The 21,673-nt window shown below is 70.3% G+C and carries 19 protein-coding genes; all 19 read right to left on the reverse strand.

All coding sequences use genetic code 11. The features are described 5' to 3' along the window. Positions 1-105 precede the first annotated feature (105 nt). On the reverse strand, positions 106-1,536 hold the full coding sequence (pyk, locus tag AAEX60_RS05190; protein WP_342101674.1) for a pyruvate kinase: 1,431 nt from the start codon (positions 1,534-1,536) through the stop codon (positions 106-108). 103 nt (positions 1,537-1,639) lie between these two features. Next, complete coding sequence (locus AAEX60_RS05195; protein ID WP_342101676.1) at positions 1,640-2,560, reverse strand: RluA family pseudouridine synthase; 921 nt, start codon at positions 2,558-2,560, stop codon at positions 1,640-1,642. Continuing rightward, on the reverse strand, positions 2,557-3,030 hold the full coding sequence (locus tag AAEX60_RS05200; RefSeq protein WP_342101677.1) for a signal peptidase II: 474 nt from the start codon (positions 3,028-3,030) through the stop codon (positions 2,557-2,559). Before AAEX60_RS05200 ends, AAEX60_RS05195 begins: the two co-directional genes overlap by 4 nt. 26 nt (positions 3,031-3,056) lie before the next feature. Next, positions 3,057-3,479, reverse strand: a complete 423-nt coding sequence (locus tag AAEX60_RS05205; protein ID WP_342101679.1) for a TraR/DksA family transcriptional regulator — start codon at positions 3,477-3,479, stop codon at positions 3,057-3,059. Between the two features lie 184 nt (positions 3,480-3,663). Further along, positions 3,664-4,719, reverse strand: a complete 1,056-nt coding sequence (locus AAEX60_RS05210; protein WP_342101680.1) for a DivIVA domain-containing protein — start codon at positions 4,717-4,719, stop codon at positions 3,664-3,666. A gap of 137 nt (positions 4,720-4,856) precedes the next feature. Then, positions 4,857-5,411, reverse strand: a complete 555-nt coding sequence (locus tag AAEX60_RS05215) for a cell division protein SepF (protein ID WP_446721271.1) — start codon at positions 5,409-5,411, stop codon at positions 4,857-4,859. An 81-nt stretch (positions 5,412-5,492) separates the two neighbouring features. Continuing rightward, entirely contained in the window at positions 5,493-6,263 is a 771-nt protein-coding gene (locus AAEX60_RS05220; RefSeq protein WP_342101682.1) for a polyphenol oxidase family protein, read from the reverse strand. Positions 6,264-6,369: 106 nt separating this feature from the next. Further along, on the reverse strand, positions 6,370-7,644 hold the full coding sequence (ftsZ, locus tag AAEX60_RS05225) for a cell division protein FtsZ (protein ID WP_342101683.1): 1,275 nt from the start codon (positions 7,642-7,644) through the stop codon (positions 6,370-6,372). 186 nt (positions 7,645-7,830) lie between these two features. Further along, on the reverse strand, positions 7,831-8,577 hold the full coding sequence (locus AAEX60_RS05230) for a cell division protein FtsQ/DivIB (RefSeq protein WP_342101684.1): 747 nt from the start codon (positions 8,575-8,577) through the stop codon (positions 7,831-7,833). Further along, on the reverse strand, positions 8,577-10,001 hold the full coding sequence (murC, locus tag AAEX60_RS05235) for a UDP-N-acetylmuramate--L-alanine ligase (RefSeq protein ID WP_342101686.1): 1,425 nt from the start codon (positions 9,999-10,001) through the stop codon (positions 8,577-8,579). The genes AAEX60_RS05230 and murC overlap by 1 nt, the downstream gene beginning before the upstream one ends. Next, positions 9,991-11,142: an undecaprenyldiphospho-muramoylpentapeptide beta-N-acetylglucosaminyltransferase gene (murG, locus tag AAEX60_RS05240; protein ID WP_342101688.1), complete on the reverse strand. Its 1,152-nt coding sequence runs from the start codon at positions 11,140-11,142 to the stop codon at positions 9,991-9,993. The genes murC and murG overlap by 11 nt, the downstream gene beginning before the upstream one ends. A 41-nt stretch (positions 11,143-11,183) precedes the next feature. Further along, positions 11,184-12,359: a putative lipid II flippase FtsW gene (gene ftsW / locus AAEX60_RS05245; RefSeq protein WP_446721272.1), complete on the reverse strand. Its 1,176-nt coding sequence runs from the start codon at positions 12,357-12,359 to the stop codon at positions 11,184-11,186. 104 nt (positions 12,360-12,463) lie between these two features. Further along, positions 12,464-13,969, reverse strand: a complete 1,506-nt coding sequence (gene murD / locus AAEX60_RS05250; RefSeq protein WP_342101690.1) for a UDP-N-acetylmuramoyl-L-alanine--D-glutamate ligase — start codon at positions 13,967-13,969, stop codon at positions 12,464-12,466. After that, positions 13,951-15,021 (reverse strand): phospho-N-acetylmuramoyl-pentapeptide-transferase, encoded by a 1,071-nt coding sequence (gene mraY / locus AAEX60_RS05255; RefSeq protein WP_342101691.1) that lies wholly within the window; start codon positions 15,019-15,021, stop codon positions 13,951-13,953. Before mraY ends, murD begins: the two co-directional genes overlap by 19 nt. Then, positions 15,018-16,484 carry a UDP-N-acetylmuramoyl-tripeptide--D-alanyl-D-alanine ligase gene (locus tag AAEX60_RS05260; protein ID WP_342101692.1) on the reverse strand — a complete coding sequence of 489 codons (1,467 nt, stop codon included), beginning with the start codon at positions 16,482-16,484 and terminating at the stop codon, positions 15,018-15,020. Before AAEX60_RS05260 ends, mraY begins: the two co-directional genes overlap by 4 nt. Further along, positions 16,471-18,003: a UDP-N-acetylmuramoyl-L-alanyl-D-glutamate--2,6-diaminopimelate ligase gene (locus AAEX60_RS05265; RefSeq protein ID WP_446721266.1), complete on the reverse strand. Its 1,533-nt coding sequence runs from the start codon at positions 18,001-18,003 to the stop codon at positions 16,471-16,473. The genes AAEX60_RS05260 and AAEX60_RS05265 overlap by 14 nt, the downstream gene beginning before the upstream one ends. After that, entirely contained in the window at positions 18,000-19,907 is a 1,908-nt protein-coding gene (locus AAEX60_RS05270) for a peptidoglycan D,D-transpeptidase FtsI family protein (RefSeq protein WP_342101693.1), read from the reverse strand. The genes AAEX60_RS05265 and AAEX60_RS05270 overlap by 4 nt, the downstream gene beginning before the upstream one ends. Beyond that, positions 19,907-20,548, reverse strand: a complete 642-nt coding sequence (locus AAEX60_RS05275) for a hypothetical protein (RefSeq protein ID WP_342101694.1) — start codon at positions 20,546-20,548, stop codon at positions 19,907-19,909. Before AAEX60_RS05275 ends, AAEX60_RS05270 begins: the two co-directional genes overlap by 1 nt. Then, positions 20,545-21,543 carry a 16S rRNA (cytosine(1402)-N(4))-methyltransferase RsmH gene (rsmH, locus tag AAEX60_RS05280; protein WP_342101695.1) on the reverse strand — a complete coding sequence of 333 codons (999 nt, stop codon included), beginning with the start codon at positions 21,541-21,543 and terminating at the stop codon, positions 20,545-20,547. The genes AAEX60_RS05275 and rsmH overlap by 4 nt, the downstream gene beginning before the upstream one ends. Between the last annotated feature and the right edge of the window lie 130 nt (positions 21,544-21,673).

Below are 21,673 nucleotides of genomic sequence, written 5' to 3' on the forward strand. Positions count from 1 at the left end.
AATTCTGCCACACTTTTTGACGTCCGGTCACCCGGCCTGGTGGGCGCTCCCCCGGTTGCCCGAGGGAGCGCCCACCAGGAAGGCAGAGCGCGAGCGGGACCGGGCTCAGTGGGCCGAGTCCATGGCGGGAGCCTTGATCTTGTGCACCCGCAGCGAATTGGTCTTGCCGGGAACGCCCATCGGCGAGCCCGAGACGATCACGATGTACTCGCCCACGGTGACCGAACCCTCGTCCAGCAGGATCTTCTCCACCGCGCGCACCATCTCCTCGGGATCGGTGAACTCGGGGGTGATCCGGGCGGTCATGCCCCAGGTCAGGGTCATGGTCTGCCGGGTCGACTCGTCGGGCGTGAAGCACAGCATCGGGATCGGGGAACGCAGCCGGGACAGGCGCTTGCCGGTGTCGCCGGACTTGGTGAAGGCCACCAGGTACTTGGCGTCGATCCGGCCGGCCACCTCGGCGGCGGCCTTGGCGATCACGCCACCGGTGGTGTGCGGATCCCAGTCGATCTCGTTGATCTTGCTCATGCCGTGCTCTTCGGTGTTGGTCACGATGTTGGCCATCGTGCGCACCGTGTCGATCGGGTAGGCACCCACCGAGGTCTCACCGGACAGCATCACCGCGTCGGCCCCATCCAGGATGGCGTTGGCGACGTCGGACGCCTCCGCGCGGGTGGGCCGCGGGGCCGAGATCATCGACTCCAGCATCTGGGTGGCGACGATCACCGGCTTGGCCCACTTGCGGGCGGCCCGCACGATCTTCTTCTGGACCAGCGGCACCTCCTCCAGCGGGAGCTCCACGCCCAGGTCACCACGGGCCACCATGAAGGCGTCGAAGGCGTCGATGATGGCGTCCAGGTTCTCGATCGCCTGCGGCTTCTCCAGCTTGGCGATCACCGGCAGCCGGCGACCCTCCTCGTCCATGATCTCGTGCACGCGCTTGATGTCGTCGGCGCTGCGCACGAAGGACAGGGCGATCATGTCGACGTCATGCTTCAGCGCCCAGCGCAGGTCGGCCTCGTCCTTCTCGCTCAGGGCGGGGACGCTGACCGCGACGCCGGGCAGGTTGATGCCCTTGTTGTTGCTCACCGGCCCGGCGACGGTGACCTTGCAGACCACGTCGGTACCCGTCACCTCGACGGCCTCCAGACCGATCCGACCGTCGTCGATCAGGATGGTGTCGCCGGGGTTAACATCGCCCGGCAGGCCCTTGAAGGTGGTGGAGCAACGGGTCGCGTCGCCCTGGATGTCATCGGTGGTGATGGTGAAGGTCTGGCCGTAGGTCAGCATCACCTTGTCCTCGGCGAACCGGCCGAGACGGATCTTGGGACCCTGCAGGTCGGCGAGCACACCGATGGTGCGGCCGGTCTTCTGGGCGGCCTCCCGGGTCATCTGGAGCCGCTTTTCATGCTCCGGGTGATCCCCGTGGCTCATGTTGAGGCGGGCAACGTCCATGCCCGCGTTGACGAGTTCTTCCATACGCTCCGGGCTGGACACTGCCGGCCCGAGCGTGCAAACAATTTTAGCTCTACGCACGTTGTCAACCCTACCTGAGCGGTGCTGAGCATTCCGTGAGAGGTAGTGGCCCGACGGGCTTGTTAAGCCGCCCGTCATGCTGTGTGCCCCGGCCGGACACCTGTCACCAGGAGCGCACCAGGTCCAGCGCGTGCTGCAGGTCCTCGGGATAGTCCGAGGTGTAGGTGACCCACTCCCCCGTTCCGGGATGGGTGAAGGACAGCTCGACGGCATGCAGCCACTGCCGCGCCAGACCGAGCTTGGCTGCCAGCACCGGGTCCGCCCCGTAGGTGGGGTCGCCCACGCAGGGATGCTTGATGGCGGCCATGTGCACCCGGATCTGGTGGGTGCGGCCGGTCTCCAGGTGGACCTGCAGCAGCGTGGCGGCGCGGTGCGCCTCTAGGGTCTCGTAGTGGGTGATGGAGCGGCGCCCGCCGTCCACCACCGCCATCTTCCACTCGGAGCCGGGATGCCGGGCGATGGGGGCGTCGATGGTGCCCTCGAAGGGGTCGGGGTGACCCTGCACCAGGGCGTGGTAGGTCTTGCTCACCGTGCGATCCCGGAAGGCCTGCTTCAGTACCGTGTAGGCGCGCTCGCTCTTGGCCACCACCATCAGGCCGGACGTGCCGACGTCCAGCCGCTGAACGATCCCCTGCCGCTCCGGTGCGCCGCTGGTGGAGATCCGGAAACCGGCGCCGGCCAGGTGCTCCACCACACTGGGACCCTCCCAGCCGAGCGACGGGTGGGCCGCCACCCCGACGGGCTTGTCCACCACCACGATGTCCCGGTCGTCGTGCACGATCCGGACCCCGGCAACCTCCCGCGGCGTGACCTGCACCCCACTGGGCATCGCCTCCAGGTCAACCTCCAGCATGGCGCCGGCACGGACCTTCAGCGACGGCTTGTCCACCGTCGCCCCGTCCAGCCGGACCGCGCCGGCCTCCACTAGGTCCGCGATCCGGGACCGGGACAGCCCGGTCATCCGGGCCGCGGCGGCGTCGATCCGGTCACCGTCCAGACCGTCGGGCACCAGCAACACGCTCATCGCTGCGTTTCCTCCTTGCGGGTGCGTGGCTCGTCACCGCGGAAGGCGCCCACCACCAGGATCGCCGCGGTGCAGGTGATGAAGATGTCCGCGACATTGAAGATCGCGAAGTGGGGCAACTGGAAGAAGTCAATCACGTGCCCGCGCAGCGGCGACGGGGGGCGCACCAGCCGGTCCACCAGGTTCCCGGCGATGCCGGCAGTGGCCAGCCCGGCCAGCAGCCCCGCCCCTGGGGTCCGCACCCGGGGCGCGACGACAAACAGCATCGCCGCGGTGGCCAGGATGGCCAGCAGGCTGATTGCCACCGTCGAGCCCTCACCCAGGGAGAAGGCCGCACCTGGATTGCGGATCAGCTGCAGGCGCAGCAGACCACCCAGCAGACGGATCGGGGCCTGGGGGCCCAGATGGGCCACGGCCAGGTACTTGGTCAGCTGGTCCAGCGCCAACCCGGTCACGGCGGTGACGGCCATCAGCCACCGGCCCCGGGCCGTGCTGGTTATCGCCGTTCCTCGCGCTGCTTGCAGGCGACGCACATGGTGGCCCGCGGGAAGGCCTGCAGACGGGCCTTGCCGATCGGCTGGTTGCAGCTCTCGCACAGCCCGTACTGGCCCTTGTCGAACAGGCTCAGCGCCAGCTCGGACTGTTCCAGCATCTCCCGGGCATTCTGGGCCAGGCTCATCTCCTGGTCCCGCTCGAAGTTGGAGGAGCCGACATCGGCCGGGTCCCGCCCGGCCCCGTCGCTGCCCTCGCGCATCAGCCCGGCCAGCTCCGCCTCGGCCACCTCGATCGCCTTGCGCATCCGCTCGATCTCGTTGACGAGCTCCTCGCGGACCTCCGCAACCTCCTCGGCGGTCCAGGGATCTTCGCCGTCACGGACGGGCAGGACCATCTGGTCCGCCGCGTTCTTGCTGGTCGCCATCTGCACTGCTCCTAGGGTGTGGGGACGCGATTGCGCCACCCCGAATTGGTGGCAACCGTCGTTGCCGTCTGACCTGCGAAGATACACCAGCTGTCAACCCCCTGTCCGCCGGCTTCCCCCGCAAGCAGCCCGGAAGCCCGGCACCTGCTGCGGTGCCGGGCTTCCGGGGCGTGCTCCGTGGCGGTCAGTGGGTGTCGTTCAGCAGGGCATCCAGCCGCGGGGTGGACGAGGGCGCGGCCGCCGCGTCCGCCGGGCTCTCGTCGGCCTGCTGGGACAGCTGGTCCGCAGGACCGGCCTCGGGCCGGGGCTCGGTGAGCAGCTCCGGCAGGCTGGAGGGCTCCAGCTTCTCCGACTGCACCAGCTCGGTCTGGCGGGCGAAGTGGGCCACCAGGTTCTTGCGGTAGTCCCCCTCGAACCCGCGCAGGTGGTCCACCTTGGCCAGCAGCTGGTCACGCTCCGCCTCCAGCCGGCTGAACAGCTCCTTGCGGCGGTTCTCCGCATCGGTGTTCACCCGGTCCGAGTTGGCCTGCGCCTCGGTGGTGAGGCGCTGGGCCTCGGCCTGGGCCTTGGCGGTCAGCTCGTCGGCATTGACCCGGGCCTCGGACTGGATGTGGTCGGCGCGGGTCTGGGCGTCGGTGGTCAGCTCGTGCGCGGCACGCTCGGCCTCGTCGCGCAGCCGCTGGGCCTCGGCCTGGGCATCGCCCACGACGGACTCGGCCTGCTCGGTGGCCAGCTGCACCAACCGAGTCACGGCGGGGCTGGCCTGGGCGGCGGTGGAGACCACGATCTTGTCCACCTTGCGGTCACCAGAGTCCATCACGGTCAGCGCGGAGGACTGCCGGGCCTGCTCCAGCTCGGCGCGGGTGCCGTCCAGCTGCTCGCGCAGGCTGGCATTCTCCTCCCGCAGGCGCTGCAGCTCGGCGTCGTCGACGGCGGGAGCGGCCACCGGGGCGGCGTCCCGGGGAGCGGTCTCGACGGCCGCGCGGGCCTGCTCCAGCTCCTCCTTGAGTCGCGCATTCTCGGCGGCCAGGTCGGACTGGTCGGCCACCTGCTCGGGCCGGTCCTCACCGTCGAAGGCCTCGATCTGGGCCTTCATCCGCTCGTTCTGCTCAAGCAGCGTGGCGAAGGTGACATCCACCTTGTCGACGAAGTCGTCAACCTCGGTGGCGCGATAGCCCTCGCCCACGCGCTTGGCGATCGGGAAGCGGACGTTCTTGACGTCCTCAAGGGTCAGCGTCATGTGGTTCTCCCAGCTCAGTGGCTTCTCAGGCCCCGCTCGGGGCATCGGACAGCCCCACGAAAGGGGCCTGCCGACAGGCTACTCCAGCGCCCAACAGGCGCACCAGACAACCGCCCAAAGGTGCCGGGAGGCGCCACTCAGCTCTGGTTGAAGAAGCCACCCGCGGCAATCCGCTCCTTGTCCTCCGCGGTGACGGTGACATTCTGCGGCGACAGCAGGAAGACCTTGCTGGTGACCCGCTCGATGGTGCCGCGCAGGCCGAAGATCAGGCCGGCAGCGAAGTCCACCAGGCGCTTGGCGTCGGCATCCTCCATGTCCGAGAGGTTCATGATCACCGGCACATTGTCCCGGTAGTGCTCGCCAATGGTGCGGGCCTCGTTGTAGGTGCGCGGGTGCACGGTGATGATCCGGGTCAGGTCCGCGGTGTGCTGCGTCGGGGCGGACTGCTTGGCCGCGGTGGCGCCCGTGGGTGTCTGGGTCACGCTGACCGCCTGGGGACTGGGCTGGGCGGGCTGCAGGGTCTGGGTCTGGGTCTGCACCACCGGGGCGACGGGGCGACGGTCCGGCAGCGAGGTGATCTGGGAGGGTTCGTGCTTGTCGTCGCGGAAGACCTCCTCGGTCAGCTCGCCGTCCTCCTCGTAGTCATAGCGCGAATCCTCAATGAGGCCGAGCCACTTGCCCACCTTCTTCATGCTGCTTTCCGACATGTGCCCTCCTGGAATGACGTCATCGACGAGGTTACCTGCTGTGCTTGGCGGCGGCGGAACAGCGGCTCACGACACGCGCCAAATGATCCCGGCCTGCCGCCCGGCACCGGCCCCGTCCCGGCGGTGCGAGTGCAGGCCCGGGGTGGTGAGCGTACAGGGATCGACGCGTTCGGTGCGCACCCCCAACGCCGTCAACTGGTTGACGCAGCCCACCCCGAGGTCCAGCGACGCCGTGCCCCAGGAAGTGCGGGCCGCCACCCCCGGATGGCGGGCGTCGGTCTGGTCGGCCATCTCCTGCGGCACCTCGTAGCACTCGCCGCAGACATGCGGGCCGATCCAGGCGCGGATCTCCCGGGCACCGAGCCGGTACATCGCCTCGACGGTCGCGGGCAGCACCCCCAGGTCGAAGCCGGCCCGGCCGGCGTGCGCCCCGCCGACCACCCCGGCACTCGCGTCGGCCAGCAGCACCGGCACGCAGTCCGCCACCCGGACCATCAGGCCGATGCCCGACTGGTCGGTGACCGCCGCGTCGGCCCGGGGCAGGGCGGGCAGCCCGGCCGCCTCACCCAGCCAGTGCCGCGGGCCCCAGCCGGCCAGGAAGTCCCGGTCGACGGTGAGCACGTCGGCGCCGTGCACCTGGTCCAGCGCCACCAGCACGTCCAGCCCCAGCCGGGCGGCGACGGTGGCACCATTGCGCTCCACCGCCGCCGGATCGTCGGCATCCAGCCGGCCCAGGTTGAGTGGACCCAGCGAACCGCTGCTGTGCCCTCCGGCGCGGTCGGTGAAGGCAACCCCCACCGGTTGGGTGGCGTCGGGACGGACCAGATGGCTGAACATGGGCTCATCCTAGGCTGGCAGGAAAGAGCAACCGGCCCCTCCCGCGGGGGAAGGGGCCGGTTGCCGAGGCTGTGCCGGTGCGAGCGATACCCGCTTCAGGCACCGCTCACTTCAGGAAGTCGGGAATGTCCAGATCGTTGTCCTCTTCGGCCGGCCGCGGGGTGCGGGCCGACTCGAAACCACCCTGCGACTGCTGGTTCTGCGAGGGCTGGGCCTGATGGGCGTAGGGATTGCTCGGCTGCTGCTGGAAGGCCGGGCTCGACGGGCTGGCCGACGCCGGGGAGCTGGCCGAACCCATCACCTGCGGCCCGCGGGCCACCTGGGTGGCGGTGGGCACGTTCTGCACGGTGGGCGGGGTCAGCGGCGTGTTGCGGGTGCCGTTGACATTCAGGCCGGGCGAGCGCTGGATGCCGGGCTGGCGGCGGGGCGGGGCGCCACCGTCGAAGCCGGCCGCAATCACCGTCACCCGGACCTCGTCGCCCAGGCCGTCGTCGATGATGGTGCCGAAGATGATGTTGGCCTCGTCGTGCGCCGCCGCCTCGATCAGGTTGGCCGCGGCCGAGACCTCGAACAGGCCCAGGTCCGAACCACCGGCGATGGACAGCAGCACGCCGTGCGCGCCGTCGATGGAGGTCTCCAGCAGCGGCGAGTTGATCGCCAGCTCCGCGGCGGCCCGCGCCCGATCCTCGCCACGGGCCGATCCGATGCCCATCAGGGCGGAACCGGCATTGCTCATCACGGACTTCACGTCCGCGAAGTCGAGGTTGATCACACCGGGGGTGGTGATCAGGTCGGTGATACCGGAGACACCCTGCATCAGCACCTGGTCGGCCTGCTTGAAGGCGTCCAGGATGGCCACCTGGTGGTCGGTCATCTGGAGCAGCTTGTCATTGGGGATCACGATCAGCGTGTCCACCTCTTCCCGCAGGCGGGCAATGCCCTCCTCGGCCTGGGTGGAGCGACGCTTGCCCTCGAAGGAGAAGGGGCGGGTGACCACGCCGATGGTCAGCGCGCCGATGGAGCGGGCGATCTTGGCGACGACGGGGGCACCACCGGTGCCGGTGCCACCACCCTCACCGGCGGTGACGAAGACCATGTCCGCGCCGCGCAGGGTCTCCTCGATCTCCTCGGAGTGGTCCTCGGCGGCCTGACGGCCCTTGTCCGGGTCGGCGCCGGCGCCCAGACCGCGGGTCAGCTCCCGGCCGACGTCCAGCTTCACGTCCGCGTCGCTCATCAGCAGCGCCTGGGCGTCGGTGTTGATCGCGATGAACTCGACACCCTTGAGGCCAGCCTCGATCATGCGGTTCACGGCATTCACGCCGCCGCCACCCACGCCGACGACCTTGATCACTGCCAGATAGTTCTGCGAAGCACTCGCCACGGGGATCCCGCCTCAATTCTGTTCACGTACACGGAGCGCCGACCCACGAGACAACAGGTCGGTTGACTCACACAGGCTATGAGGTGGGCAAAAGTCCTGTCCAACAGCCCAGCCCCCGTCGGGCAAGAGTCTCAACCAACCCTTGAGAGAGTCTCCACCAACCCTCAACCATGGCTCGAGCCGGCCTCACCGGGTGGTCGGGCTGCCCGGGGAACTCACGTCGAAGACGGTGGCCTTCTGCCCCAGCAGGGCCACCAGGACGGGTGCCTTCTGGTCCGACGCCACGGCGCTGCCCCACACCACGCTGCGGCCCTTGGTCAGGCTCAGCACGATCCGGTCGGGGCTGGTGGCATCCACGGCCGTGACCTGGCCACGCACCTCGGTGGGCAGGGCCTGCACCACGGTCGCGACGTCGGCCAGCAGCCGATTGTCGACGGTGGCGGTGCTGGCCACGATGGCGCCCTTGGCCGGCTTCGCGGCGGTGGCAAAGATCACACCCGAGGCGTCCACGGACTGGTACACCGAGCCGCTGTGCCGCAGGTAGACGGCGGTGCGCTCGGTCACCTCGATCCGCACGGTGCCGGGCAGGGAGGTGGAGACCCGGACCTGCCCCACCTCGGTCAGCTGGCTGGCCACCCGCTGGGCGATCGGGTCGGTTTCCAGCCTGGCCAGCGGGGTGCCCAGCGGCACCTGCGCGGCCTGCACCACCCGGTCCTGGCTCACCAGCCGGGTGCCGGTCACCTCCACCTGGCGGGCGGACAGCACGGGGCTGAAGCGGACCAGCCAGACCATGGCCAGGGCCAGCAGCACCAGCGCGGCGACGCCGCTCAGCAGCAGGGTGTTGCGGCGCTGCTCGGCCCGACGGCGACGGGCGATGGCCTCGGAGACGTCGGTGGGGGTGGCGGGACGGGGACGGGAGCTGGCCGGCGCCATCAGGCCCCTTCGTCGGCCGCGGGGCGGGCGTGCAGCAGGTCCACCAGCAGCGGCCCCACCAGCGTGACGTCGCCGGCGCCCAGGGTCATCACCAGGTCACCGGGGCGGACCAGCTCGGCCAGCGCACTGGGCAGGTGCGCCTTGTTCGGCACGTAGAGCGCGTCGGCACCCGCGGCCAGCGCGGCGTTCAGCACCAGACTGCCGTCCACCCCCGCCATCGGGTCCTCCCGGGCGGCGTAGATGTCGGTCAGCACCACCAAGTCCGCCAGCGCCAGGGCCTGGCCGAACTCGTCGGCGAAGTCCCGGGTGCGGCTGAACAGGTGCGGCTGGAAGCAGGCCACCAACCGCCCGTCGCCCACGGCCTTGCGGGCGGCCGTCAGGGCCGCGCGGATCTCGGTGGGATGGTGCGCGTAGTCGTCGAAGACCCGCACCCCGTCCACCTCCCCCACCAGCTGGAAGCGACGCAGCGTGCCGGTGAAGGTGCCCGCGGCCCGGGCCAGGGCGTCCGGATCATGTCCCAGCAGCCGACCGACGGCGAAGGCCGCCGCCGCATTGCCCAGGTTGTAGCGGCCCGGGACCTGCAGCTCCAGCCGCCCGGACCAGCCGTCATGGGTGATGGTGGCCGAGGCACTGGTGCCCTCGAAGTCCAGCTCGGACAACTGCACCTCACAGCCGGGACGCTCGCCATAGGCCAGCACGGTCAGGCCGTCGGCCCGCAGCTGCTCGCCCAGCGTGGCGGCCACCGGGTCATCCCCGTCCAGCACGACGGCCCGCACATGCTCGCCGGTGGCGAAGCGGGTGAAGCCCGCGTGGTAATTCTCCGCGGTGCCCCAGTTGTCCAGGTGGTCGGCCTCCACATTGGTGATCACGGCGATGGTGGTGGGGTACTGCAGGAAGGTGCCGTCGGACTCGTCGGCCTCCACCACGAAGGCCGCTCCCCCACCCAGGTGCGCGGACTTGCCGGTGCTGGCCAGCGGGGAACCAATCACATAGGACGGGTCGGCCCCCACCTCGGTCAGCATCACCGACGTCATCCCGGTGGTGGTGGTCTTGCCGTGGGTGCCGGCGATGGCGACGGCCTCCCGGCCCAGCATCAGGGCGGCCAGGGCGGCGCTGCGATGCCAGATCCGAAGCCCCCGCTCGCGGGCGGCCATCAGCTCCGGGTTGTCCTCCCGGATGGCCGAGGAGACCACCACCGTCCGGGCGTCGCCCAGCTGCGCGGCATCATGTCCGACGTGGGTGCGGATCCCTTGGTGCGCCAGCTGGCGCAGACTGGGGGAATCGGCCTGGTCGGAGCCGGAGACCTCGACGCCCAGGTCATGGTAGAGCTGCGCGATGCCGCTCATCCCGGCGCCGCCGATGGCGATGAAGTGCACCGGCCCCACCTCGCTGGCCGGCTGGACCGCGATGGGTTCACGCAACATGGTCTTCTCCTTCACGCTTGCGCGCATCCCGCGCGCAGTCCAGCACGATCCGGGCGACCGCGTCGGCGGCGTCCGCGTCGAACATGGTGGGCCCCACGGCCCCCATGGTGGTCAGGGCCTCGGGGTTGGTGATCCGGGCCAGCACCTCGCGGGCCAACCGGGGGCCGTCCAGCTCCCCGTCGGGCACCAGCGCCCCGCCGCCGGCGGCCACCAGATCGGCCGCATTGCGGGCCTGCTCCCCATTGCCGTGCGGCAGCGGGACGAAGATGGCGGGCAGGGCCATGATGGCGGCCTCGAAGACGGTGCCGGCACCGGAACGGCTGACCATCAGGTTGCAGGCGGCGTAGGCATTCTCCATCCCGTCCACATAGCCGACGGGATGGTAGGCGGCCCCGGTCCCTTGGTCCCGGACCACCGTGAGCTCGTCGGTGAAGTTCTTGGGCCCCCAGATGTGCAGGATCTGCACCCCGGCGGCCAGCAGCTCATCCCGAGCGGCCAGGGTGGCGTTGTTGATGCTGCGGGCGCCCTGGGATCCGCCGGTGACCAGCAGCGTCGCTCGCTCGGGGTCCAGCCCGAACTGCGCGCGGGCGGCCGCCCGACGCGATTCCCGGCCGGCCGTGGCCAGCTCGGTCAGTTCCCGCCGCACCGGCAGGCCCACCTGCTCGGCCCGCGGCAGCGGGCTGTTGGGGAAGCTGGTCAGCACCCGACGGGCGAACCGCGCGGCCACCTTGTTGGCCAGGCCGGGCACCGCATTGCCCTCATGGATCACCACCGGGATGCCACGGCGCTTCGCGGCCAGGTAGGCGGGCATGGAGACATAGCCGCCGAAGCCCACCACGGCCTGCGCCCGGTGGGCGTCCAGGATCTCACCGGCGCGCCGCACCGAGCCGAGGAGCCGGCCGGGCACCCGGGCCAGGTCCACCGTGGGCTTGCGCGGCAGCGGCACCGGCGGCACCAGCTCCAGCCGCAGCCCGGCGGCGGGCACCAGCCGGGTCTCCAACCCCTTGGCCGTGCCGATGCACAACAGATCGGCACCATCGTCCATCCGGGACAGCGCCTCGGCGGTCGCGATCATCGGCGCGATGTGACCGGTGGTGCCACCGCCCGCCAGGACGATCCGTGCGCTCGTGCTCTGCGTCATGCTGCTCCCTGTGGTCGGTCCTGCGCCTGCCGTCGGCCCGCTCACCGGCCGCCGTCCACCACGGTAGTGACCTTGGGCCGGGGCTCGCCAGCCGTGCGCGCCCGGGCCTTGCGGGCGGCGGGTTCCTGCCGGGCACAGGCCAGCAGGATGGCGACGGCGAACAGGTTGGCCATCAGCGCGGAGCCGCCATAGGAGATGAAGGGCAGCGGCACGCCCACCACCGGCAGCAGCTTCATGGCCACGCCCATGTTGACCAGGGCCTGGAACATGATCCAGCAGGTGGTGCCGGCGGCCAGCACCCGGATGAAGATCGAGTCGGCGCGCATCGCGATCCGCAGCCCGGCAAAGCCGAGCACCGCGAACAGGGCCAGCACCGTCAGCGTGCCCAGCAGGCCCAATTCCTCGCCGATCACGGCGAAGACGAAGTCATTCTGGGCGCCGTCGTTCAGCCCGCCCCACTTCTGCCGGGAGCCGCCCAGCCCGCGCCCCCACCAACCGCCGGAGGCCAGGGCGTAGATGGCCGACATCGGCTGCTGGGAGGCCGACAGGTCCGGCTGGCCGGTGATGAAGTTGTAGATCCGTCGCATCCGGTTGGGGCTGGTGACCACCATCGCGGCCACCGCCACCAGGCCCACTCCGAGCAGGGCCCCCAACATGCGCAGCGGGACGCCGATCACGTACAGGATGGAGAAGATGATGGCGCCGATCACCAGGCCGGTGCCCAGGTCTCCCTGCATCAGCACCAAGGCCTCCACCAGGCCGAAACCCAGGATCAGCGGCGCCAGCTCCCGCGGCCGGTCCAGCACCTTCTGCTTGGTGCTGACCAGAGCGGCCGACCACATCACCAGGCCGAGCTTGGCGAATTCCGAGGGCTGGATGGTGACCGGACCGATCCGCAGCCAGGCCAGGTTGCCCTTGCCGGAGTCGTCACCCAGACCGGGCACGAAGATGGCCAGCAGGAGCACCAGGGAGCCGAGGAAGGCCACCCAGCCCAATACCTTCAACCGGGCCGCCTGCTGCCGGGAGAGCCACCAGGCGATCGGCAGGCCCATCACCAGGAAGAGCAGTTGCCGCTTGGCGAAGTAGTAGGGATTGCCCCGGTACATGGCCGACGAGTAGACCGAGGAGCTGGACAGCACCATCAGCACACCCAGCCCCAGCAGCAGCACCGAGGAGACCAGCACCAGATACCAGGATGCCTTGGGACGCGCCAGCATGTCCTCCAGCAGGCTCCATCCGGTGGGCGCGGGGCGCACCGCGGTGGCGCCGCGTCCGGAACGCTTGGAGGAAGTCTGCCGGCCCGTCATGGCGTGCTCCCGGCTCACCGGCCCAGACCGCGCGCGGCCTCGGCGAAGTCATTGCCCCGGGCGTCGTAGCCACTCCACATGTCCTGACTGGCGCAGCCGGGGGCCATCAGCACCACGTCGCCGGGCTTCGCCATGGTGCTGGCCACCCGGACGGCCTCGGCCATCACGGAGGTGTCGGTGGCGTCCAGCACCACGACGGGAACCTGCGGGGCGTGCCGGGCCAGCGCGTCGGCCACCACCTGGCGGTCGACGCCCAGCAGCACGGCGCCGCGCAGCTTGCCGGCATGGGTGGCCACCAGATCGTCGAAGGTGGTGCCCTTGGCCTGACCACCGGCGATCCAGACGATGGAGTCGAAGGCGCGCATCGAGGAATTGGCGGCGTGCGGGTTGGTGGCCTTGGAATCGTCCACATAGCGCACGCCGTCGTGTTCGTGCACGGTCTGGATCCGGTGGCCGCCCAGCTGCAGGTTGCGCAGCCCGTCGCCCACCGCCCGGGCTCCGACGCCGAAGGAACGGGCCAGGGCCGCGGCGGCCAGGGCATTCTCCACATTGTGCGGGGCACTGGGGTGGACGTCGCTGACCTTCGCCAGCTCCAGGGCGGAATCCTTGCGCTGCTCGACGAAGGCGCGGTCCACCAGCAGGTCGTCCACCACGCCCAGCATGCTCATCCCGGGAACTCCCAGGGTGAAGCCGATCGCCCGGGCGCCCTCCACCACGTCGGCGGCCTCCACCATCTGTTCGGTGGCTGGGTCGGCGACGTTGTAGACGCAGGAGTGCCGCACCTGGTGGTAGATCCGTGCCTTGTCCGCGGCATAGCGGTCCATCGGGGACAGCTCGTCGCCGAAGGCCTCGCCCTCATACCACTGCAGGTGGTCGGCGTGCAGGTTCAGCACGGCGGCGGAGTGCATCTGCACCGGGCAGTGCGGATTGCGCAGCATCCAGTGCAGCTGGAAGCTGGACAGCTCCAGCGCCAGCACGTCGTAGTCCACCTCGTCCAGGACCGCCTCCATCACGGGGCGGCCGATGTTGCCTACGGCGGAGCTCTTCAGCCCGCCCGCCAGCAGGATGGATTCCAGCATCTGGGTGGTGGTGGTCTTGCCATTGGTACCGGTGATGGCCAGCCAGGGCACCATCCGCTCCGGGTGCTGCAGCCGCCAGGCCAGCTCCACCTCGCCCCAGATCGGGACGCCCCGGGCCTCGGCCTGGGCCAGCAGCGGGGCCGACGGGCGCCAACCGGGCGAGGTGACCACCAGGTCCACGTCGTCGGGCAGCGTGGTGGTGGTCCCCTTGCCGAGTTCGACGTGGGCGTCCAAGGTCTCCAGCAGGGTGGCCTTCTCCGCATTGGCGGCGGACTCGTTCTCATCCAGCACGCTCACCTGTGCGCCCACCTCCAGCAGACCGTCGGCGGCGGCGAAGCCGGAGGTGCCCAGCCCGGCCACCACCACCTTGGCCTGCGGCCAGTCGGAGAGCCGATCGGCGTCGTTGATCCAGTCCAGGCCGCTCACTGGCCCACCACCCATTCCGCGTAGAAGACGCCCAGACCGGTGGCCACCGCCAGGCCACAGATGATCCAGAACCGGATCACCACGGTCACCTCGGCCCAACCAAGCAGCTCGAAGTGGTGGTGGATCGGGGTCATCTTGAAGATTCGTTTGCCGCCCGTGGCCTTGAAGTAACTGACCTGCAACATCACGGAGACGGTCTCCATCACGAACAGGGCGCCCAGGATCACCAGCAGGAACTCGGTCCGGGTCATGATCGCCAGGCCGGCCAGCGCGGCGCCCAGGGAGAGGCTGCCGGTGTCGCCCAGGAAGATCTTGGCAGGGCTGGCATTCCACCACAGGAAGCCGAAGCAGGCGCCGGCCAGGGCCATCGCCACCACTGCCAGGTCATGCGGGTCACGCACGTCATAGCAGCGCGGGCCGATGGTGGACTGGTTTCCGCACCACTGGTTGAACTGCCAGATGTTGAGCAACGCATAGGCGCTGAAGACCATCGTCGCGGCACCCGAGGCCAGGCCGTCCAGGCCATCGGTCAGGTTCACGGCATTGGAGGCGCCGGCGATCAGCAGGATCATCCAGATGATCGCGAGGGCGGACGGCAGCGCCAGCCAGCCGATGTCCCGCAGGAAGCTGATGGCAGTGGAGGCGGGGCGAACCCCGCGGTCATTGGGGAACTGCAGCGCCAGGAAACCGAAGGAGCCGGCCAACAGGCCCTGCCCGATCAGCTTGGCCCGGCCCTGCAGACCGAGCGAACGCTGCTTGGAGATCTTGGCCCAGTCATCCAGGAAGCCCAGCACGCCGTGCCCGACGAACAGGTACAGCACCAACAGCGCCGACGCGCTGATCGGGGTCCAGGTCAACAGGTGGGCCAGGCAATAGGCCAGCACCACGGAGATGATGATCACCAGGCCACCCATGGTGGGGGTGCCGCGTTTCGTATGGTGGGCGGTGGGTCCGTCGTCGCGGATGAACTGGCCGTAGCCCTTGCGGACCAGGAAGCCGATCAGGATCCGGGTGCCCAGCAGGGTCCCGACCATGGCCAGTGCCCCGGCCAGCAAGATGTTCTTCACCGCTGATCTCCGCTCATCCCGCGCTCGTCGGCCCCGGCGGCCAGCAGTGCGTCGGCCACCTTGTCCAGGGCAAGGCCGCGCGACGCCTTCACCAGCACCACGTCGGCCGGCTCCAAGGGTAGCGAGCCGGCCACCTGATCGCGCTGCGACGCTCGGGCACTGCCGCCCGCGGACCGGGCCCCGGCCACGATCTGCTCCGCGAAGTCACCGACCGCAATCACCTCGTCCACCCCCTGCCGGACAGCCTGGGCGCCGATCTGGTGGTGCAGCCGGTCTGCGTCCTCACCCAGCTCCAACATGTCGCCCAGCACGGCGTAGACCCTGGCCGACGGGTCCTGCTCCCGTCGGACGGCGCCGATCCGGCCGATGGTGTTGATCGCCTCGAACATCGAGGCCGGGTTGGCATTGTAGGAGTCATTCAGGATGGCGGCGCCGTCGCGGCGCACGTCCATCTGCATCCGCCAGGGGCTGCGCACGGTGGCGGCCTGGAGCGCGGCGGCCACCTGGTCCGGCTCGCAGCCGGCGGCGATCGCGGCGGTGGCAGCGGCCAGCGCATTGGAGACCTGGTGACTGCCCAGCAGTTGGAGCTGTACGGGCTGCTCTTCGATGGCGCCGTCGCGCTCCACCACCAGGGTGAAGCCGTACTGCTCCAGGCTGTTCGGGGTGATGTCCCGGGCGCTGACGTGCAACTGGCCAGCGGGCCGGCCACCCTGCTGGGTGCCCCAGTCGGTGCGGGTCCACCAGGCCAGCCGGGCCCGGGTGCGCGTGGCCATGGCGGCCACCAGGTCGTCGTCGGCATTGAGCACGGCCCAGCCGGTCTGGGGCAGGCACTCGACGATCTCGCCCTTGGCCTGGGCAATCGCCTCCCGGCTGCCGAACTCGCCCAGGTGCGCGGTGCCGATGTTCAACACCAGGGAGATGGTGGGCGCGGTGATGGTGCACAGCCAGGCCACGTGGCCCAGACCGCGGGCCCCCATCTCGCTGACCAGGAAGCGGGTCTGGGCGTCCACACCGCAGGCGGTCAGCGGCACGCCGATCTCATTGTTGAAGGAGCCGACCGGGCTGACGGTGGGGCCGGCGGACTCCAGCAGCTGGGCCAGCAGGTCCTTGGTGGAGGTCTTGCCGGAGCTGCCGGTGATGGCCAGGGTGACCAGGCCACGGTCTCGCTCCTGCTCCACCACGCCCCGGGCCAGCCGGGACAGGCCCTGCACCGAGTCCTCGACGACGATGTGGGCCAGCTCGGCCTCGGTCTGCCGGGTGCAGATCACGGCGGCGGCGCCCTGGGCGGCGGCCTGCGCCGTGAAGTCATGGCCGTCGACCCGCTCACCAGGGATGGCGACGAAGATGCTGCCGGGGGTGGCCTTGCGGGCATCGATCACCACGTCGGGGCCCACCTCCCGGTTCTCCCCATGCAGTTCGCCCTCGGCCCAGGCGGCCAGCCGGGCGGCGTCAGTTGTCCTCATGCAGCTTCTCCCACTGTTCCCGGACCACCTCGACGTCGTCGAAGTCGTGCACCGTCTGACCGACGATCTGGCCCTTCTCATGTCCCTTGCCCAGTACCAGCACGACGTCGGCCGGCCCCGCCAGCCGCAGCGCCTCCCCGATCGCCGCGCGTCGTCCGGGCACCTCGAGCACCTCGGCCTGGCCGACGTCGCGGGCGCCGGCGGTCACCGCGGCCCGGATCACGGCCGGGTCCTCGGTGCGCGGATTGTCGTCGGTGACCACCACCAGCCCCGTGCCGGTGGCCGCGGCGCCCCCCATCGGGCCCCGCTTGGCGGCATCCCGGTCACCGCCCGCGCCCAGCACCACGATGATCCGGCCCTCGGGGCCGGGACGGGCGGAGCGGACGGCGGACTCGATCGCCTGCGGGGTGTGCGCGAAGTCGACGTAGACGGTGGGTCCCTCGGCGACGCGGACCAGCTGCATCCGGCCGGGCACCTGGGCGTGCTTGATCCCCGCCAGCGCCGCCTCGGCGTCCAGCCCGGCCTCGACGGCCATCGCCAGCGCCATCACGGCATTGCGGGCGTTGTACTCGCCCGGCAGGTCGATGGTGAACTCCCTCTCCCCCGCCGGCCCCCGGTAGCGCACCCGGCTGCCGGGGCCCTCGGGGGTGACCCGGAGCAGCTGGTGGTCCGAATCCGCGAAACCGGTGGTGACCAGGCGTGGGAGTCCGGCGGCGGTGATCCGCTCGGCCAGGATCCGGCCGTGCTCGTCGTCGATGTTGACCACGGCCACCCGGCAGTGCTCGGCGTCGAAGAGCCGGGCCTTGGCCTCGAAGTAGTCCGCCATGGTCGGGTGGAAGTCCAGGTGATCGCGGCCCAGGTTGGTGAAGCCGGCCACGTCGAAGCCGATGTGGTCCACCCGTTGCAGTGCCAGGGCGTGCGAGCTGACCTCCATGGCCACGCAGTCCGCGCCGCGCTCCAGCATCACCGCCAGCAGCGCCTGCAGGTCCGGCGACTCCGGGGTGGTCACGGTGGTGCGGTTGCTGGGCAGCTCGACGCCGTCCAGCCGGAAACCATTGGTGCCAATGGTGCCCACCCGTCGCCCGGCCGCCACCAGCGCCGCCTCCAGCAGGAAGGTGGTGGTGGTCTTGCCATTGGTGCCGGTCAGGCCGAACATCATCAGCTGATGGGTGGGCAGGCCGAACAGGGTGGCGGCGGCATCGGCCATCGCGTCCCGGGCGTCGGCGGCCACCACGACGGGCACGCCGGCCTCCTCGGCCAACTCGCGGCCCGCCTGGTCGGTCAGGATCGCCACCGCCCCGCGCTGCACGGCGCCGGGGGCGAACTGGGCACCGTGGGCCCGGGTGCCACTGAGCGCCACGTAGAGGTCCCCGGGAGCCACGGTGCGCGAGTCCAGGGTGATCCCGGTGACGGACACCGAGCGGTCCGGCAGCTGCACGCTGCCGGGCTGGGAGTCCGCGAACAAGTCACGCAGTTCGCGCTGGGGGCGCCGGGCGGGGCGCAGCAGGTCTTGGCTCACGGTTCGTACTCAATCGGCTTGTCGGGTGCGGGAGTGGTGGTCGGCAGGACACCGTAGCGCGGCAGGGCCAGGGTCATGATCTGCTTGGCAATCGGCATCGCGACGCCGGAACCCTGGTGGCCGTTCAGCGGCTCGTCGAGCAGCACGTAGACCAGGATCTGCGGGTCGTCGGCCGGAGCCGCCATCACATAGGAGGCGGTGTAGCCGCTGTAGCCATTCTTGCCATTGGAACGCTCCGCGGTGCCGGACTTGGCGATCACCCGGTAGCCGTCGATGGCGCGCTTCTTGGGATCCAGCTGGGTGACGGCCTCCATCATGTCCCGGACCTGGGCGGAGGCCTCCTTGGAGATCACCCGACGCGGGGTACGGGCCGGCAGCGCCACCGGCTTGCCGTCGCTGGTGGCGGCGGACTTGACCAGCGTCGGCGGGTTGTAGACGCCGCCGTTGACCACCCCGGCCACCGCGGCGGCCTCCTGCACCGGGGTCACCGAGAGCCCCTGGCCGAAGGAGATCTGGTCCCGGGTGTAGTCGGCCATGTCCGGCTTGGGCACGACGCCGGCCGATTCCCCGGGCAGCTCGATCCCGGTCTTGGCCCCCAGCCCGAAGCTCTTCAGGTAGTTCACCAAGCTGGCCTTGTCCAGCTGCCGGGTCAGCATCACGGTGCCGATGTTGGAGGACTTGGCAACCACGCCGCGGGCCGTCATCGGCACGGTGCCGTGGGAATAGGAGTCGTTGATGTAGCCACCGCCGGAGGGCAGCCGCGGCGGCACCTGCACCCGGGTGTCCGCGGTGACCAGGCCCTTGTCCGCCAGGGCGGCCATGGTGAGCACCTTCTGCACCGAGCCCGGGTCATAGATGCTCTCCACCGAACGGTTCATCAGCCCGCCCTTGGCGGCGATGGCGCTCACCTTGCCCGGGTCATAGGAGGGCAGGTTGGCATTGGCCAGCACCTCGCCGGTCTTGACATTCATCACGATCGCGGTGGCGGTGCTGGCGGCAGCCTCGGTGGCGCCCTTGGCCAGGGCGGATTCGGCGGCCTGCTGCATGGTGGCGTCGACGGTCAGGGTGTAGTTGGTACCGTCGACGGCCGGGGTGAGCACGTCGGTGCCCAGCGGAATCCGGCCATAGGCCGAGCTCTCGTAGACCTCCCGGCCGGGGGTGCCGGTGAGCTGCTGGTCCAGCGCCTTCTCCACCCCGGTCAACGCGGTGCTGCGGCCCTGGGCATTCTCGTCGCCCCGGACCAAGCCAATCAGGTTGCCGCCCACGGAGCCCGAGGGGTAGATCCGCTTGGGATTGTCCTCCTTGTACAAGCCGTACCAGTAGTCGGCGCCGCCCTTGACGCCGGGCACCGGGCCGCCGGCCCGCAGGTCCTTGCTGATCTTGTTCCAGACCGACGCCTCCACCTGCGGCACCACCACCACCCAGCTGGCCAGGTTGCCCTTGGCGTCCTTGGCGGTCAGCTTCGCCAGGTAGTCGGCCTCCTTGCCGCCCAGGTGCTTGGCCAGGATCGTGGCCATCGCCGGGGCATTGGCCTCGCCGATCCGGCGCTGCCGGTCGGTCATCTCCACCCGCTTGTCGACGCCATTGCGCGCGATCATGGTCGGGTCGGCGATGATCCGCACCGCGGGCACGGTGGCGGCCATCACGGTGCCGTAGCGGTCGCTGATGGTCCCCCGCTGGGGCGCCAGGTCCACCGCATGGGTCATCTGCTTGGCCGCGGCATTGGCATAGGCCTTGGAGTCGAAGGCCTGCAACTGCAGCGCCCGCCCCATGAACAGGGTGAGCACCATCAGGATGATGATCAGCAGCCAACGCAGCCGTCGGGCGGGTTCACCAAGCTGGAGCCGGTACGTGCTGTCGCGCCGGGCGGTGGCCGCCTGCGGGCGACGACGTCGCTGCTCCATCAGTTCCCTCCGGTGCTGCTCTTCTTCTTGGTCGCTGCCTGCTTGGCGGCGGCCTGCTGCTTGGCCAGTTCGGCCGCCCGCTTGACCTTCGCCTGCTCGGCAGCCTGCTTGGCGGCGGCCTTGCGGGCCGCCTCCTCCTGCTTCTTCTTCTCCTGGTATGCGACGCGTGCCTGCTGCATCCTCTTGGTCACGTCGTCGGCACTGGCCGCCTTCTGCTCCGGCATCTCGCTGCCGGACACGCGGGTCGGCTCACCCACAATCCTGCTCGTCCTGCCGTCGGCATCCAACTGGATGAAGACAGGGTACGGGTTGGGCCGCATCCCCATCTCCCAGGCGCGGTTGGCCAGGTCGGAGCTGGAGCGCAGCTGCTCCGCCTTAGCGGTCAGCGACGCCTGTTCGTAGCCCAGGTCCTCGGCGGTGCGCTGCGCCGCGGCCACGGTCTGCGCCCGCTGCTGGATGGTGGTGTTCAGCAACAGGATGCCCACCATCCCCAGGCCCAGCACCGTGGTGAGGAAGATGATGAATCCCACCCGGGAGAGCTTCAGCGGACTGGCAGCGACGGCGCGCAGGGCCGGCCGTTCACCGGTGGCGGCGGACGGGCGGGTGCGGGGCTGTTCCAGCGGTGCCAGCAAGGCGCTCATCGTGCTCTCCTGATGCGTTCGGCCACCCGGAGTCGGGCGGAGGCGGCGCGGGGATTGGTGGTGGTCTCGTCGTCGTCGGGCTTCTCGGCGCCCCGGGTGAGCAGGCGCAGCTCGGGCTGCATGCTCTCCGGAACCACCGGGAGATTCTTGGGGGCGGTGTCACTGGCACCGGCGCGGAAGAGGTTCTTCACCATCCGGTCCTCCAGCGAGTGGTAGGCCAGCACGGCCAGCCGGCCACCCACCGCCAGGGCGTCCAGGGCGGCGGGCAGCACGCCCTCCAGGGCCTCCAGCTCCGCATTGACCTCGATCCGCAGGGCCTGGAAGGTGCGCTTGGCGGGGTGTCCCCCGGTCTTGCGGGCGGCCATCGGGATGGCGTCGCTGATCACCTGCACCAGCCGGGCGGAACGCTCGAAGGGTTCGCGCTCCCGCTCGTCGACGATCCGCCGCACGATCCGGTCGGCAAAGCGCTCCTCGCCGTAGACCCGCAGGATGCGCACCAGCTCACGGGGTTCGTAGGTGTTCAGGATCTCGGCGGCGGTCAGCGGCTGCTTGCCGTCCATCCGCATGTCCAGCGGGGCGTCGACGGAATAGGCGAAGCCCCGCTCGCGGCGGTCAATCTGCAGGCTGGACAGCCCCAGGTCCAACAGCATCGAGTTGATCCGGGCGATCCCCAGCTCGGCCAGCACGTCGGGCAGCTCGTCGTAGACGGCCTCGACGGGGGTGAACCGCTCCCCGAAGGGCGCCAACCGCTGGCTCGCGATGGCCAGGGCGGACGGATCCCGGTCGATCCCGATCACCCGGGCGGTGGGGCAGGCCTGCAGCACGGACTCGGCGTGGCCACCCATGCCCAGGGTGCCGTCGACGTGGATGCTGCCCGGTTCGGCCAGGGCGGGGGCCAGCAGTTCCAGGATCCGGTCACGCATCACCGGGATGTGGATGCGGGCAGGGTCGCCAGCCGCGGCGGCGGACTCGTCCACCAGCTCGGTCTCGCCCATCAGCCCCACCAATCCGTTCGTTTGTGCCTCGGGGTTTCAACCCGGAGCCCGGTCACCTGGCACCGGGGAAGGTGCGCCAGGGAACTTGGCCCCGGATCGAAGCCTCGCGGCACAATCCGTTGTTCCTGCC

This window comes from Luteococcus sp. H101 (assembly GCF_038433155.1).
Classification (GTDB): Bacteria; Actinomycetota; Actinomycetes; order Propionibacteriales; family Propionibacteriaceae; genus Luteococcus.